This window comes from Paraburkholderia sp. JHI869 (genome assembly GCF_038900775.1).
Classification (GTDB): domain Bacteria; phylum Pseudomonadota; class Gammaproteobacteria; order Burkholderiales; family Burkholderiaceae; genus Paraburkholderia.
In genome coordinates this window covers 100,624-115,755 of record NZ_JAYMSC010000016.1, presented here as the reverse complement: position 1 = coordinate 115,755, position 15,132 = coordinate 100,624, and the positions used below count along the sequence as shown (strand labels likewise).

The window sequence follows — 15,132 nt, the reverse complement described above, 5'->3', positions numbered from 1 at the left end:
CGACGATTACGGCTATTAACAACAAGATGTAAATCGCAACGTACACGTTTCTCATCATTCGATTGCCAGTCAAAAAATTCGAGTTTCTCGCGGTCATCGATCAGGATACGCGTCTACCCACATCACAGACGTTTTCATTCATTCGCCCGCCTGGTGCGGCGCATCAGCCCGCGTCGCCCCACGCTGCCTTGCATGTGTTTCCAGCTTTTTGTTGTTTTGTTGCTATCTTGCTGAAAACGTCCTTGCAAAAGGCTTTTGTGTCTATAGTTAAAGTGCTTTCTCAAACACTTGATGCGGCGCGGTAAAAATTGCGCCGTGCACCAAGTGCACCCGGTTCGCGCACGGTTCTTTCGCGGTTTCTGGCGATAAGGCTGCAAAACTAACCGATGTCTGGGAGGACCAGATGAGACGCACGAAGACACAGTCATTGCGTTACCAGGTGGAAAAATGGCTTGCGCCGACCTCGCCGGTGCGTGTCAGCGCGTTTGGTCATACGCGCTCGGGCAAGGCGCGGTATGTATGTGTGGAGACGCACCAGGAAACGGGATTTCACGCGCTGTTCTTCTTTCAGCACGACGACGGTTACTGGAATGTGTTTCCTCCCATGGGTGAAGAAACGTTGTAATGCGAAAAATATAATCAGGCATCCGATGTAACTGCAATCGCTTCCCTATACAGCCGCTTCCTCGACGCACGCGAGGGAGCGCGAGGCCGCCGAGGTGAGCGGGTGCTCCCGCCTTTGCACGTCGTAGACGTCCAAATCCTCAAAAACGGGCGTTCCTTTGCGCCAATCGATCGAGGCCGCCTCCCCCGGGACGCAGCCTCGATGGCTTTTTGCCCGTCGATTTAAGGCGGCACGCGAGCCGTTGTCCACGCAACTTCCTCAGAAAAATTCCCGTTCCCCTGTTGCTTAAGGAAGAGTTTACATTACAATTGATAATGATTATCAAAATCATTCAATGACGCCGCAGGCGCGCCACCTCTTCGAACAACAACGACAGCCATATGCTTGAACGGGAAAACACACAAGGGCAATTCCGGCGCACCGCCGTATCCTGGACGGTCGAACGCCTGCTGATGGGCTTGATGGCCACGGCCATCGCGCCATCGGTTGCATGCGCACAGAGCGCGACGCCTGACCAGAACAGCGCGTCAGCCACAGCCGCCGATACCAGCACCGACGCACAGCAGCAAGGCAGCGTGCTGCCTGCGGTGTCCGTCAAGGCCACGGCTATGCCGGGCGAGCTGCCGGCTGCCTATGCGGGCGGCCAGGTCGCGCGGGGCGGCAGCATCGGCGTGCTCGGTACGGCGAACGTGATGGATCAGCCGTTCAACACCACGAACTACACCGAGCAGATGATGCAGGACACGCAGGCACGCACGCTTGCCGACGTCGTGGTGAACAACGCCTCGGTGCGCGCCGAGCAGAGCAGCGGCGGCTTCGGCGACGTGTTCCAGATTCGCGGCTTCGACGTTCAGGCGACCGACGTGGCGCTCAACGGACTCTACGGCATGGTGTCCGCGAGCCGTATGCCCGTGAACCTCATGGAGCGCGTCGAGGTGCTGCAGGGGCCGGGCTCGCTCATGTACGGCATGGGGCCTTCGGGCAGCATTGGCGGCGCGATCAATATCGTCACCAAACGCGCCGACGACGATCCGCTCACGCGCCTCACGGCCCTGTACCAGTCGAAGGGGCAGTTCGGCGTCGAGGCCGATGTGGGCCGCCGCTTCGGCAGCGATGGCCAGTGGGGCATCCGCGTGAACGGGCAGTACAAGGACGGGCAGACGGGCATCGCGCACGGCAACCAGAACCAGGGCAACGGCGCCGTTGCGCTCGACTACCGTGGCGAGAAGCTGCGCTGGTCGCTCGACGCGTACAACATCTCCGAGAATACCGACGAATTTCGCCCGCAGATCGGCCTCGGCACGGCTACGGCAGTGCCGGCGGCGCCGTCGTCGTGGACCAACTTCTATCCCGGTTCGAAGCTGAGACTGCGCGATTCGGCGGTCACCACGCGGCTCGAATACGACGTGAACCAGTACCTGACCGTCTACGGCGCGGCGGGCGAGCATTACGGCACCTCGCAGCAGAATTTCCCGTGGGCGAGCGGCATGACCGCCGCGGGCGACTTCAATGTGATGAACGGGTATTACGACGCGTACAACCGCACGCGCACCGTCGACGCGGGCGTGCGCGTCCACTTCGAGACGTTCGGCGTGAAGCACACACTGGTTGCGGGCGCAACGTCATTGAACGAGGAGCAGGGCTACTTCTATGCGCTCTCCGATTCGTCCGTAGCTTCGAATCTCTACAACCCCACGCCGCTTCCGGCCATGACGACCCCGCGCGGCGACGCCCAGCGCTCGAACCACACGCGCCTCGACAGCCAGCAACTGATCGACACGATGTCGTTCTGGAACGACCGTCTGCTGCTGACGGGCGGCTTCCGGCGCCAGGTGATCGGCGTGGACGACTACGACACGACAACAGGCGAGCGCACGGATTCGTATGTGAAGCAGGCGATCACGCCGCTCGCGGGCATCGTCTTCAAGCCGTGGTCGAATATTTCCGTCTACGGCAACTTCACGTCGGGTCTCACGAACGGCAGCACCGCGCCGATCGGCACAGTGAACGCGGGCCAGGCCTTCGCGCCGTACAAGTCGAACCAGTACGAGGCGGGCGTGAAAGCCGACTGGGGCCGCGTGATGACCACGGTGTCGGTGTTCCAGCTTTCGCAGCCCAATGGCGTGACGAACCCGGTGACGAACGTCTATGGCTACGACGGCACGACGCGCGTGCGCGGTCTCGAACTCGCCGCGTACGGCGAGGCGTTTCGCCATCTGCGCTTGATGGCGAGCGCAACGTTCTACGACGCGAAGCTGCTCGACACGGCAGGCGGCGCGACCGACGGCAACCATCCGGTGGGCGTGCCGAACTTCGCGTTCAATCTCGGCGCGGACTACGACTTGCCGTGGGTGCAGGGCCTGAGCGTCAACGGCCGCATCATCCACACGGGTGCGCAGTATTACGACGCCGCCAATACGCTGCGCCTGCCTGCGTGGACGCGCTACGATATCGGCGCGCGATACAGCACGCGGATCGCCCAGAAGAACGTGGTGTTCCGCGCGAACCTGGAAAACCTGTTCGGCAGCCGATATTGGGTCCAGCAGGGCACTTACCTGACGACCTCCGCGCCGCGCACCGTGCTGCTCTCCGCGCAGATCGACTTCTGATCGCGAGGAGTCCGTAGCAAATCTTCGTTGCCCGGAGCGTTTGCATGCGTGCGTCGATGCAGCGGTCCGAGCGCGGCCGAAAGCAGCGCGCAGGGCAGCAGGATCGCGACGAGCGCGAACATCGTCGTCCTGAATGCATGCGCGTAGTCGATCACGCCGGGCGCTGCGCCGAGCTTCGAGAAGAACAGGCCGCCTAGCGTGGCCGCGCCGACGGCGGCGCCGATCTGCAGCGTCGCCGTGATCATGCCCGAGGTGGTGCCCGCTCGCTCGGGCTCCACTTCAGCAAGCACGATGCGCACGACGGAGGGCAGAACGAGCCCCTGGCCGATGCCGATTGCTGCAAGGCCGAGATAGAACCCCGCGCCGGGTTGCGCCGCGCCCGCGAGCGTGCCCGCAACGGCCACACCACTGGCCAGCAGCACGAAACCCAGCGTCAGCGTGCGATAGCCGCCAAACCGGTGCACGAGGCGCGGCATCAACAGCGGGCTGGAAAGAAACCCGAGGCCGAATGGCAGGATCGCGAGTCCCGAAGCGAGCGGCGTCCAGTGCAGGCCGCCTTGCAGATAGATGCCGTAGGTCAGGAAAAACGCGCTCAGCGTATAGAAGAGAAACCCCAGCACGAGGCCGAGCGCGATGACCGGATTGCGGAAGAGGCGCACGTCGAGCAAGGGATCCTTGCCGTTGACGAGGCTGCGCCACTCCACGCGCAGCAAAACGCCCAGCATGGGCACCGAGCCGACTAGGCAGGCGAGCATCCACAACGGCCAGCCCGACTCGCGCCCGCGCGTGAGCGGATAAACGAGCATCAGCAGAAACAGCGAAAGCAGCAGGGTGCCGGGCACGTCGATGCGCTTGCCGCGCGGCGGCCGGCTTTCCGGAATGAAGCGCCAGCTACCAATGAGCGCAAACACGCCGATGGGCAGGTTGACGAGAAAGATCGCGCGCCAGCCCAGACCGAACGGGTGCAGGCTGATGAGCGCACCGCCGCCGAGCTGGCCGATCACCGCGGCAACGCCGAACACGAAGGCATAAAGGCCCATCACGCGCACCTGCTCGTGCGGCGTGAATACGCTGCGGATCGTGGCGAGCACCTGGGGAGCCAGGGTCGCGGCGAACAGGCCTTGGAGGATGCGCCCGGCCACGAGCCCCGTCCCGCTGGTGGCGAGGCCGCAGAACGTGGAGGCGACGACGAACCCCGCCATGCCGATCATGAAGATGCGCTTGCGGCCGTACAGGTCGCCGAGGCGCCCGCCGGTGATCAGCATGACGGCATTCGCGCACGCGTAGGCCGAGACGACCAGCTGGAGTTCGGATGCGTTCGCGCCGAGTCCGTCGCGGATGGCGGGCAGCGCCAGGTTGACGATGAAGTAGTCGATCGGCGGCAGGATTGCGCCCACCAGCAAAACGACCAGCGCCCAGCCGTGATGACCGTGGGCGGCTTCGGCGGCCGCGCGAGGCGCCACGGCGCAGGCGGCGTACGTATTGTCAGACATGAGAGTGCTCAGCGAAAAAGGGCCGGATTTTCGTCGCGTCAGGCTGCGCTACCCAGTGGACGCGCAGCGTGAGCGTCCAGTCGACATTTTGCTCAACCTCGATCTCACGGAAAAGCGGGAATAGATGGTACTATCCATCGAGTTATTCGATGGGTAGGGAATGTCATGCGTGGCTTCGAATTCGACCAGTTGAAGACGTTCGCGGCGGTGGCGAACGTGGGCAGCCTTTCGGCGGCGGCGCCGCTGCTGCATCTTTCGCAATCCACGATTAGCGAACAGGTGCGCAAGCTCGAAGTGCGCGCGGGCGTGCCGCTGTTCTTGCGCAGCAAGCGCGGCGTCGAGCTCACACCCGCGGGCACGCGGCTGCTCGAGCACGCGCGGCGGCTCGTGGCGCTCAACGAAGCCGCATTCGACGAGGTGCGCGGCCAGGCCATCAAGGGGGAACTGCGCGTCGCGATTACCGAGTACTTCCGCACCAACGAGGTGGCCGGTTTGCTCGTGAGGCTGCGCGACTGCTATCCGCAGTTGAGCTTGCACGTGAGCGCGATGAAGAGCGCCGACATCGAGCTCGCGTATGCGAAGCGGCAGATCGATCTCGGCGTGGTCATGCATCTGTCGAGCGGCCCGTTCCGGCCCGCCGCCACCGACGCGGATACGCGCTGGGAGCTGCTGCGCGAGCCGCTCTACTGGGTTGCGTCGCCAACGCTCGCCGAGCAGTTGCCGCAAGCGCTGCCGCTCGTGCTGCTGCCGGGCGACTGCATGATGCACCAGGTCGCGGTGCGCTCGCTCGAAGAAAACGACATTCCCTACGTGCTCGTGCACAGCGCGTCGGGCGTGGCCGGGCTGCAGTCCATGCTCGCAGCCGGCCTGGGCGTGGGATGCCTGTGCGCGTCCGCAATCGGCGAGGGGCTCATGCGTCTTGGCCCGAAGTATCGGCTGCCGGCGCTGCCCGACGCCGTGTTCTCGCTCATGCCGCCGCATCCCGGCGAAGGGGACACCGTGACACAAGCGAGGGAAGTGCTGGCGCGGCAACTGCTGGTGTGATGCAGGCCGCGCCAGCGTCTTTCGTGCCTCAATGCGGCACGTTCACGACGCCATCATTCGCGCGAATTGCATTGCTGCCAGGGTTCTCCACGATGGCCGGCAGGTTCGCCACGCCCAGCGGCGGCGCGGCGCCCGGACTACCGCCGCGCGGGATCGTGCGGATCACCTGGGAGGGCGGCAGCGGCGTGCCGTTCTTCAGGTGACTCCACATCAGATTGAGCGCTGCGATGTTGTAGTAGTGAACCGGCACGAAGTGCGTATCGAAGCCCGCCACGGCGAGGAACGCATCGAAGTGCTGCCCGTTCATCACCTCGTAGAGCGACAAGTGGCTGCGCGAGCCTTCCCGTTCGCTGTTTGCCGCGAGATACGCGCGCGAAGCATGATTGATCGGCACGAGCGCGTCGCTGCGGCCTTGCACGATGATCGCGGGCTTGCCGTGCAGGTTCGCATTCACGCTGATCGCCTGAACGCTTTGGCGCATGCGTGAATCGCCCTTCGTCCACAACGTGCGCAGACAGGCCGCGCCCGCGAAGCTGGCGTCCGGCGTGGCGAACCGATGGTCGGCGCCGCCCGGCGGCGTGACGTTGTAGACGAGGTTGACGCCATTGGTCGGCGGCACGCCGTTGCCCACGCCGAAGACCGTGAGCATGGGCGAGACAGCGGGCGCAACACCCGCCGCGCCCGTCGCGGCGTTCGTCGTGCCGAAGCTGAAGCCGCAGAGGTTGTCGAGCACGCTCGAGCGCGTGTAGGCATCGGCGTAAGTCACTGCAACAGCCGGCACGGCTTGCGAATCCCACATCGGCGCCTGCAGTAAATCCGAGTCCGCTTCATAGCCGGCCTCGTGCAGGCGTGCGAGCGCATCGTTCGCCTGCGCCTGCGTGTCGGCGCCGTGGATGTAGCCTGCCGCCGCGAGCGAGGTGCAGCGCGCCTGGCGGATGGCGGTGGTGGTCGCAATGGGCAGCGCCGTGAGGTAAGGCGCGCCGGCGGCGGCGTCCGCGAGCGCGGCGCAGGGTTGCAGCAGGTTGGCGAGCGTCATGTAGTCGGCCAGCGGTTTGCCGGCCGCCGCAATGCGCTGACCGCCTTCCCTGACCTGGGCGTCGCCGGGCATGCGCACATTGATCTGCGGCTCGCCGACCACGACTGCCGTGATCCACTTGCCAGGATCTTCTTCGGCGGCCGCGAGCGCCGCGCCGCCGCCGTTGCTCACCGAAGCCGCGATCGTCGTGATGTCGCCGGGCGCGTAGCGCACGCCGTGATTCGACGCGTCGACGCGCGGCGCGAACTGCTGGTTGAGCACCCAATACGCGAACTGGACCGCTTCGAGCGTGTCCTTGCCCCAGTTCGCTTCGGGGTTCAACTGCGAATGCGCGTGCTTGAACGCATAGCGGTTCGGAAACTTCTGGTTATAGGCGGCGAGCGCGCCCGCAGGCACGTTCGCGGTGAAAATGCTCGTGCGCCCGGCCGTTGCGGACTCGGCGGTGCGGCCATCGATCAGCGTGACGAGGCCGCTCATCAGTTCCTGTGCGCCGTTGCCCGTGCCCTTGTCGGTATAGGCGACCGCGCAGCCGCGCTTGAGTCCCCACTCGCCGGCCGCCGAGATCGCACCGTACACGCCGCGCGAGCCCGACGACGTGGCGGTCACGATGCACGGGTTCGCCGGATCGAAGCTGGTTGGCACCTGCACGAGCAGGCTGACGTTCTGGCGGCCGCTGCCGTCGTCGGCGAACGCGAGATATTCGGTGCCGGCGATTTTTCCTTCACCCAGTGTGTCGTTGCCGTAGAGATCGACATTGGGCCCCCAGAAGCGGCCATAGCCGCCGTTCGCGCTGATGTCGACGAGCGCGCGATAGTTCGCCCAGATCGCGAGCCTGCGCAGTTCCGCTGCTGTCGGCGCCGCGGGATTCGCAATCGCCGGCTGCGCGAGCGCAAGCCCGGTTTTGCCGAGACCGGCGGTCAGCAGGTCGTCGCTGACGCCGTCGTAGCTCGTGGTTTGCAGACTGCTCGCCACCACGAACGACGGTAGTCTGTTGAATGCCGCGTGATTGGCGTTGTTGTCGGCGGCGTGCGCACCGGACATAAGCGCCGCGCCTGCTATGGCGATCGCGGCGCTCACGCGCGCCGTTTTACGCCGGACTGCGAACGGGGTGTCTCTCATGGGCGTTTCCTTGATTGTTGTTAGGGTAGGACGCACTGCATCGGGAAGACCGTCCTGGGATGCCGGCATCGCGGCACCCAAGGACATTAGGACATCCTGAATGCAGATACCAGGAGAGATTGCATGCGGACGCAAGGGGATGCCCTTCCACGCCGCGCAGGCGTTGGAAGGGTGTACTGGTTTGCTGTTCACGCGCTCTGGGATTCGCGCGCCGCTGCCGGCCAGGTTGTGGAATGACGTGCCGGACTATTTGCAAAGCAGGAGCAGGCGCTCCTGATCCGAGCATGGCCGCCCATCGGCTTTTGGCGTGACATCGGCGCCTTGTGCCGTGGCCGGGCCTTTTTGTGACTGCATCGCGGCGCGATGCGCGAAACACGCCTTCAGGCGTCGCTCAACGGGCTGATAGTATTGCCAGCCTTTGCCGAGGCCGGGCAGTTCGAGCTTCACCTGCTTCCACTTCGGATGGCCGTGCTCCTGCAGGCTGTCGAAGTTCTCGCACAGCGAATCGGCAAAGCGCTTCAGGTTGCCGACCGTATCGCGCAGGTTGTAGTCATAGGTGACGAGAAAGGCCTTGACGGTCCACGTCGGCACGTCTTCCTTGAGCCAGTTCGGGTAGCTCGATACGTGGATCGTCGCGGGATAGTAGGTTTGCTTTGCGCGCGCCGTTTCCGGCGCGTTCGGATCGACGCGCAGAAAGCGGATCTGCTGCAGCAGGTCGGGGTTCATGTCGGTAAAGAGCTTGGCCGGCTGCCCGGCGACGATGATCGCCACGTCGATCTTCTTGACGATGAGCGCGGCCAGCGCATCTTCGTTGCTCAGATGCTGCGCGTTCTGGTCGGGAATCGGCTGGCCGAACATGAGGCGGTACAACGTCGTTGCCGACTGCGCGGTGCCGCTGCCGATCAGTCCGACGCTCATCACCTTGTCCTTGATCTCGTTGATCGTCTTCATAGGCGAGTCGTTACGTACGACGAAGTAAATCTCTTCGTCGTAGAGCGGCATGATGAGCCGCAGCGGCCGGATCAGCGTGCCAGCCTCTTCGTTGCCGGAATTGGCCATGTCGACATAGGCCTGGTAGACGTCGGACTGCACGAGCGCGAGCTTCACGCCGGGCTCGAAACGCATGCGCTGCACGTTTTCCGCCGAGCCTTTCGAGGGAATCACTTCGAGGTCGATGCCCGCCTGCGGCGCCACCCATTTCGCCAGGTCCTGGCCAATCTGAATGTACGTGCCGCGCTCGGGGCCAGTCACGATCCGGTAGTGCGCGTCTGGCGCCGCGGCGACGGCGAGCGTCGAGAAAAGCAGGGCGATCAGTGCCGCCAGTCCCGCCAGGGTCGTTTTCAGCATGGTCTCTCTCCCGCCTTGTTTGCGATATGCGGCCGACTTCAATATGTTATGGAATCCTTCTCAATGCGCGGCGCCGGGCGGCGCGGTGTGCTTCCAGCCGTTTTGCACGATCGCGCGCTCCTGTGCTTCGGCGCTGTTGTCGTTGCTGGCGGGCGTGGCGACGTTCGCCGCATTCGCCGCATTCGCTGTATTCGTCGGATTCGCCGCATTCGTCGTATTCGTCGGATTCATTGCGCTTGGCAGCGGGGGCGGCGATGCGCTCGTGCTCCAGTCCTGCGACGATGGCAGCCGCACGGCATTCGCGCCGTGCTGCGTCGGCGTTGCCGCGTTCGCATGAGGGGCGGCATTGGGAGAGTTGAGCGGCTTCCAGGCTGTCGATACGATGGCGCGCTGCATAAACGACTGCGCGGCTTGACTGCTCGAATCGATCGCGAGCGCTTCCGAAGCCTGTTGCTGCACACAAGCCCAGGCACCCTGCCCGACACAGTGGTCCGCGGCCTGCAGCGCGTTATCGCGGCGTTGCTCGCGCGCCGCGATATCGCTTTGTATCGCGTGCGCCTCCTCGTTGTTCGCGTCGCGCGCGAGCACGGCATTGGCCGCGGCCTTTGCGTCGAACAGGTTGTTTTGCGCAAGACTGGCACGCGCGACACGCAGGCCATCGGCCACATCCGCGAACTGCGGCGCGGCGTGCGCATCCGGCGGGGGCGAGTGCTGAGTGCCGGTCGGCGGGCTGGTTTGAGCGCTTGTCCCGGTGTCGGCAGCAGGGGGTGTTTCATCGGCCTGTTGCGCAGGCGCACTGGCCGAGACCGAACCGCCCGAAGAGTGCAGGGTCTCTTCGCTTGCCGTGCCGTCCCGCTGGTGGTTCGTGCCGAGCAGCATATACGTGCCGTACGCGAACACAAGAATCAAAGCGACAACGAATACGCCTCTCGGAAAGATCCATTGCGGTATGTGCGGAGACCGCAATCCGTGTGCGAACGCCAAGGTGTGCTGCCCGGCATGCGGGTAGCCGGTATTCAGCGACGGCCCTTCGGGCGCGGGTGCGCCCGCCGGCGCCATCTTCGCGGCCGCGGGTGAGGGGGGCGCCGCCGCTGTGGTGTCAAGTGGGGCCATCGTGGCTTTCGGATGGGTGCCCAGCGAAACTTTGTCGAGCGGGCAATCCGTGCCGCAGTAAGGGCAGATCTCGAAGTTCTCGTACAGCAGCCCGCCGCAACGCTTGCACGCTGCTGGGAAGTTCTGGTCGCGACCAATCTGAGCGGACATGATGTCGTCCCACCGTTATGGCGATGCCATTTCGGCATGCTCAGAATCGTCGTTGAAGCGAAGGGCGAGGCCTCGCGGAACTCACGATCTGCATGCGCAGGAAAGCGGCGGGGCCGACCGAGCGCAACCGCCTAAGGAAAATATGGTTGATTTCGCACAGCGCGTCAATCTCCGTTGTTGCCCAGCACACATATGCGTGATGAGTGCGTTCTGGCGAAAGATCGAGTGGCGGAATTTTTTACCGGACGGACACATGACGCGTGCGTGTTGCTTTTATTTATACGAATAGCTAAATGGCCGAGTGTGTTTCTTTAGCGTGGAGTATGTCCCCAATAGGGTGCCGTGGCCGACCGCCGTAAGCCTCGGATTGCAATCATCTGGATGGCGCTGCGAAGCGCTGTCACGCAGCCAGTTTGCCGACCGCTAGCAGTCGCGCTGCAACGAGATCTCGCATCGCCGGCGCGTGTGCGCTTAGGGCAAATGACGTGTGAAGCGATTGCTGCGCGCGCAACGAATCACCACGCATAGGTTCAGAAACTATCCCTTGACAAAGTACGGCGGCGCCTCCTATTTTTCCTCTGCCATCTTTCCTTACCAAATATTTCCTGTGAAGTCGTGTCGGCGAAACTTACCGTCTTCGCCCCATGCGCTATGGATTATTTAGTTATCCATAGTAAATAGATAGCGTTTGAATTGAATCGATTTTGTCAGGAGTGGAAAGTTAAATGTCAGCCGCTGTATGCCGGTAATTGCATTTGAATTTCGATGCCTTTTTCAAGAAATTATTTCCGGTGAAGGCGGCCCCCACGTAGTGTGATTTCATCATTCGAAGGGGTATAACAATGCATCCGGACAGTAGACCCAGCGTGGGTTTCCGTTTGCGCCACGCAGGCGCAATGGCGATAGCAGTGCTGATGCTTGCAGGTTGCGGCGGCGGCGATAGCAGCCCGTCATCGTCTGCCGCGAGCGCGCTGAATCAGGTTTCGGCAAGTGCGAAGGCGGCCGCGCAATCGGCAAACTCGCCCAACGCCAATCAGCCCTATACAGACCCGATCGCATACTCGCCGAACGCCACCGATGGTCTTGCTGCGTCGCAGGTCGCCGAAAAAGCCGCGGTCATGCATTACCAATGGTCCTCGGGAAAAACGACCATCAAGTACACGACGACCACCGGCCATTTGACCGCTTCGGATGCGAGCGGCAACCCCGAAGCGACGATGTCGTATGTCGCTTATACGGCGCCGAGCACGAACGGTTCACCGCGGCCAGTGACGTTCATCTATAACGGCGGTCCGGGTTCGTCGTCGATCTGGTTGCGTCTTGGCTCGTTTGCGCCGACACGCGTCGCCACTCCCGATCCGCTGCTCACCAACTGGCCGAACTTTCCGCTCGTCAACAATGCGGAGAGCCTGATCGATACGACGGACATGGTGTTCATCGACCCGCCGGGCACCGGGCTTTCAGAGGCCATTCTGCCGAACACGAACCAGAAGTTCTGGGGCTGCGATCAGGACGTGGATGTGATGCGCGATTTCATCAAGCGCTACCTGGCGGCCAATAACCGCGGCAGCTCGCCGATCTATCTCTATGGCGAATCGTATGGCACGCCGCGCACCGACATGCTTGCGCTCGCGCTCGAAGCGGCGGGTGTGCAACTGACCGGCATCGTGCTTCAGTCGTCCATCCTGAACTACTTTGCGGATGCGATCGAGGCGACGGCCATCACCGATTCCACGGCCGGCTTGCAGCTCGACACCGACACCCTCGCGGGCTATTACCCCGGCTATGCCGAGGTGGCCGCCTACTTCAATCTGGTTTCGCCGCCGTTGATCGATCAAGGGCTCTTTGCGTTGCAGTCGGAAATCTTCGCAACGGGCCAGTACCAGCATTTCCGGAAATACGCGCAATCGTGGGTGTTGAGCCAACTCGGCATTCCCGACGCGCTCGGCAAGCCGGTCTTTCCGCCCGAGAAAACGCTGGATTCGTGGCGCTGGCCTTCGAGCCTCACGTTGCAGGCGCTCAATGGCTACTTCAACGTGAATCCTTTCAGTAACGAACTGATCCCTGGCACTACGATCGGTCGTTACGACGGGCGCGTGTCGTTGCCGAATTCGGATCCGCGCTTGCAGAACGATGGCGACCCGTCGGACATCCTGATCTCGCAGCCGTTCACGACAGCGCTCGCTACGCAGATGCCGGATTATCTCGGCTACACCGCACCGAACGCGACGTACATGCCGCTGAACGACAACATCATTCAGGTCTGGGACTTCTCGCACGACGGCCAGCCATTGCCCGATACGCTGCCCGACCTGCTCGGCGCGATCCAGCTCAATCCGCAGCTCAAGGTGCTCGCGGAGAACGGCTATCACGATCTCGCGACGCCGTTCTTCAATACGGAAAAGCAACTGGCGCGCCTGCAAACGGTGGCCGGTTTGAGCCCGAACCTGCAGGTCAACTTCTTCCAGGGCGGCCATATGATTTATCTGGACGACGTGGCGCGCCCGAAGATGAAAGCCGATCTCGTGAACTACTATAGCGGTCAACCCATACCACTGGCGCTTTCGCTCTGGACGCTTCCGCAGCCGTGGCCCGACGAGAGTCCCGCAGGCACGCCGACTTCCACGGCAGTCGCGGCAACGGGCCAGTAACGTCACAGGTCGGGGCCTTTCGTCGATCATCGATAATCGACAATCGACTGGAGGCCTGCTCCTCACTCATTGAAGGCGAGCGATCATGTCTACATTCAAGAAACTGTGGTGCATTGCGCCGTTCATGGTCTGCGCGGTTGCCGCGCTCACTCAGGCGAACGCACAGGCCGCAACCCAGGCCGTGGCGCCCGTTCAACTTCCTAAGGGCGGCCACGGTGTCGATGGTCCGTTTTTCCCGTCGAACCGGCCCGCGCCGCTCACGCCCACCACCGGCACGCAATTGCAGCAGCAGGCGCAGCAGCGAGTGGCGGCTCGCCTGGGTGCGAACTCCGCGTTGAGCAACGGTGCTTCGATCACCAAAGCCCAGGCCCAAAGCAGCGGGCTAGGGTATATCGCACAGCATTTCGATCAGATCGATACGGCGCATACAGGCCGTGTGTCGATGAGCGATGTGCAGCAATATCTGCAGAAGCAGGGCCAATGAGGCCACTCATGCGCCGCGTCGCAGCGATCGGCGTCGTGAGTGCACTGGCGGCGGGGCCAGGCGCCCCGTCCAGTTTCGCGCTCGACGCCGCGTCCATCGCGCTGCCTCAGGACGCGCCGCACTACAAGGTGGGGGACAACTGGACCTTCGAGCGGTCCGACCCGCTGTCCGGCAAGAGCCGAACCTTCACGCAAACCGTGACGTCCGTTCATGCCGACGGCAGCGCGTCGCTGCTGATCGGTCCGGGCGGCGCCCGACTCGAACTCACCTCCGAAGCCAATGTGATCCCCAATGGCGCCGACGCACGCGCCTGCGGGATTGCATTGCATTTTCCGCTGCGAGCGGGCGAGCGCTACGAGGCGGATTGCATGGCGACCGCTCCTTCAGGCATGAGAGTGCAGCGCCGGGCGCAATGTGAAGTGAACGGCGTGGAAACGGTTCGGACAAAGGCAGGTGCTTTCTCCGCGATCAAGATCACGATGAGCGGCGTATGGCAACCGCAGTACGGTGTGGGCGGCGGCCCGATGGAGGAAACACTCTGGTATGCGCCGAGCGTCAAGCGCGTGGTGCGTGAAGAGTTTCAAGGCCGTCTGGCCGGAAGGGGCGCACCCTCGACCAACGCAATCGAACTCGTGCATTACTCGGTGAAGCCGTAAGCCGCTGCCAGCACCTTTCTCAACAAGTTTGTCTGCACACGAAATCTCCCACTGACTCACTCTCTCCATCAAATGATGGAGGCGCGAGCGTGCGCGGTTCCATAGGCTTAGGAAGCGGAGCGCTCAACGGCACAAGCCGCACCTCCGCGGAGACTGCTTCGGCCCGCGGCGCGTTGTGAATTCAGGCGCCTGATACGGTGACAAGGAGATGAACATGAAGATCAAGCATTCAAGAATGTTGTCGGCAACAGCCTTTGCGCTTCTCTCGCTCAGTAGTGCCGCGCAAGCCGGCGGCCTTTGTTCGGACGCAACGTTAAGGGGAGCTTACGGATTTCACGGCCACGGGGAAATTCTTGGCTTGCTCGATAGCAACAACAAGCTGCACCCGTTTTCCTCACCGTCAACGCTCGATGACGTCGCCATCGTGACGTTCGACGGCTCAGGTAAATTCACACGCACCGACTACGGAATGATCAATGGCTTGCCGAAAGGGGGGCAGACTGCATTCAATCCTTACCAGGGCGGCACCTACACGGTGAATTCCGATTGCACGGGCTACATGAAGCTGACTTATACCAGCGGCGGCCCAGTGCCGGCCGGCGTCGAGACTGATCTGCAGATCGTGGTCTCCGACGACGGCACGCTGATCGAATCCGTTGTCTACCATGCGTACTCGCCGTCGGCCGCTCCCACCGCCGACGGCACAACGTGCCCGCCGAATTGCGATCAAGGTGTGCAAGAACAATTCGAAGGGAAGAAGGTCCTCATATACGGCTTCCGCTAAGCGCGTCTTTCGCTTTTGCAA

Annotated in this window: 11 protein-coding genes; 7 read left to right on the top strand and 4 right to left on the bottom strand. The window is 63.0% G+C overall.

The features are described 5' to 3' along the window. The first annotated feature begins 403 nt into the window (after positions 1-403). Both VSR72_RS25430 and VSR72_RS25425 read left to right on the top strand, forming a co-directional pair. Entirely contained in the window at positions 404-625 is a 222-nt protein-coding gene (locus tag VSR72_RS25430) for a hypothetical protein (protein WP_342955111.1), read from the top strand. Between the two features lie 380 nt (positions 626-1,005). Further along, a complete protein-coding gene (locus VSR72_RS25425; protein ID WP_342955110.1) occupies positions 1,006-3,234 on the top strand; it encodes a TonB-dependent siderophore receptor in 2,229 nt (742 codons plus the stop codon). Here the strand turns inward: VSR72_RS25425 and VSR72_RS25420 are convergent. After that, on the bottom strand, positions 3,177-4,727 hold the full coding sequence (locus VSR72_RS25420; RefSeq protein WP_342955109.1) for an MFS transporter: 1,551 nt from the start codon (positions 4,725-4,727) through the stop codon (positions 3,177-3,179). The two genes, VSR72_RS25425 and VSR72_RS25420, sit on opposite strands and share 58 nt — an antisense overlap. 165 nt (positions 4,728-4,892) lie before the next feature. Here VSR72_RS25420 and VSR72_RS25415 point away from each other — a divergent pair, with 165 nt between their 5' ends. Continuing rightward, complete coding sequence (locus VSR72_RS25415; protein ID WP_342955108.1) at positions 4,893-5,771, top strand: LysR family transcriptional regulator; 879 nt, start codon at positions 4,893-4,895, stop codon at positions 5,769-5,771. 28 nt (positions 5,772-5,799) lie between these two features. On the opposite strand, the gene VSR72_RS25410 is transcribed toward VSR72_RS25415, so the two are convergent. From VSR72_RS25410 to VSR72_RS25400, 3 genes are all read right to left on the bottom strand, one after another. Continuing rightward, a complete protein-coding gene (locus VSR72_RS25410) occupies positions 5,800-7,848 on the bottom strand; it encodes a D-(-)-3-hydroxybutyrate oligomer hydrolase (protein ID WP_342955190.1) in 2,049 nt (682 codons plus the stop codon). Between the two features lie 324 nt (positions 7,849-8,172). Further along, entirely contained in the window at positions 8,173-9,273 is a 1,101-nt protein-coding gene (locus tag VSR72_RS25405; RefSeq protein ID WP_342955107.1) for a TAXI family TRAP transporter solute-binding subunit, read from the bottom strand. Positions 9,274-9,333: 60 nt separating this feature from the next. After that, positions 9,334-10,536 (bottom strand): hypothetical protein, encoded by a 1,203-nt coding sequence (locus VSR72_RS25400; RefSeq protein ID WP_342955106.1) that lies wholly within the window; start codon positions 10,534-10,536, stop codon positions 9,334-9,336. An 896-nt stretch (positions 10,537-11,432) separates the two neighbouring features. On the opposite strand from VSR72_RS25400, the gene VSR72_RS25395 reads away from it, so the two are divergent. The 4 genes from VSR72_RS25395 to VSR72_RS25380 all read left to right on the top strand — a co-directional run bounded on the left by VSR72_RS25395 (position 11,433) and on the right by VSR72_RS25380 (position 15,111). Next, entirely contained in the window at positions 11,433-13,187 is a 1,755-nt protein-coding gene (locus VSR72_RS25395; protein WP_342955105.1) for a peptidase S10, read from the top strand. 124 nt (positions 13,188-13,311) lie between these two features. Further along, a complete protein-coding gene (locus VSR72_RS25390; RefSeq protein ID WP_342955189.1) occupies positions 13,312-13,671 on the top strand; it encodes a 2-oxoglutarate dehydrogenase in 360 nt (119 codons plus the stop codon). Positions 13,672-13,679: 8 nt separating this feature from the next. Then, positions 13,680-14,327: a hypothetical protein gene (locus VSR72_RS25385; RefSeq protein WP_342955104.1), complete on the top strand. Its 648-nt coding sequence runs from the start codon at positions 13,680-13,682 to the stop codon at positions 14,325-14,327. Between the two features lie 214 nt (positions 14,328-14,541). Then, complete coding sequence (locus VSR72_RS25380) at positions 14,542-15,111, top strand: hypothetical protein (protein WP_342955103.1); 570 nt, start codon at positions 14,542-14,544, stop codon at positions 15,109-15,111. Positions 15,112-15,132 lie beyond the last annotated feature (21 nt).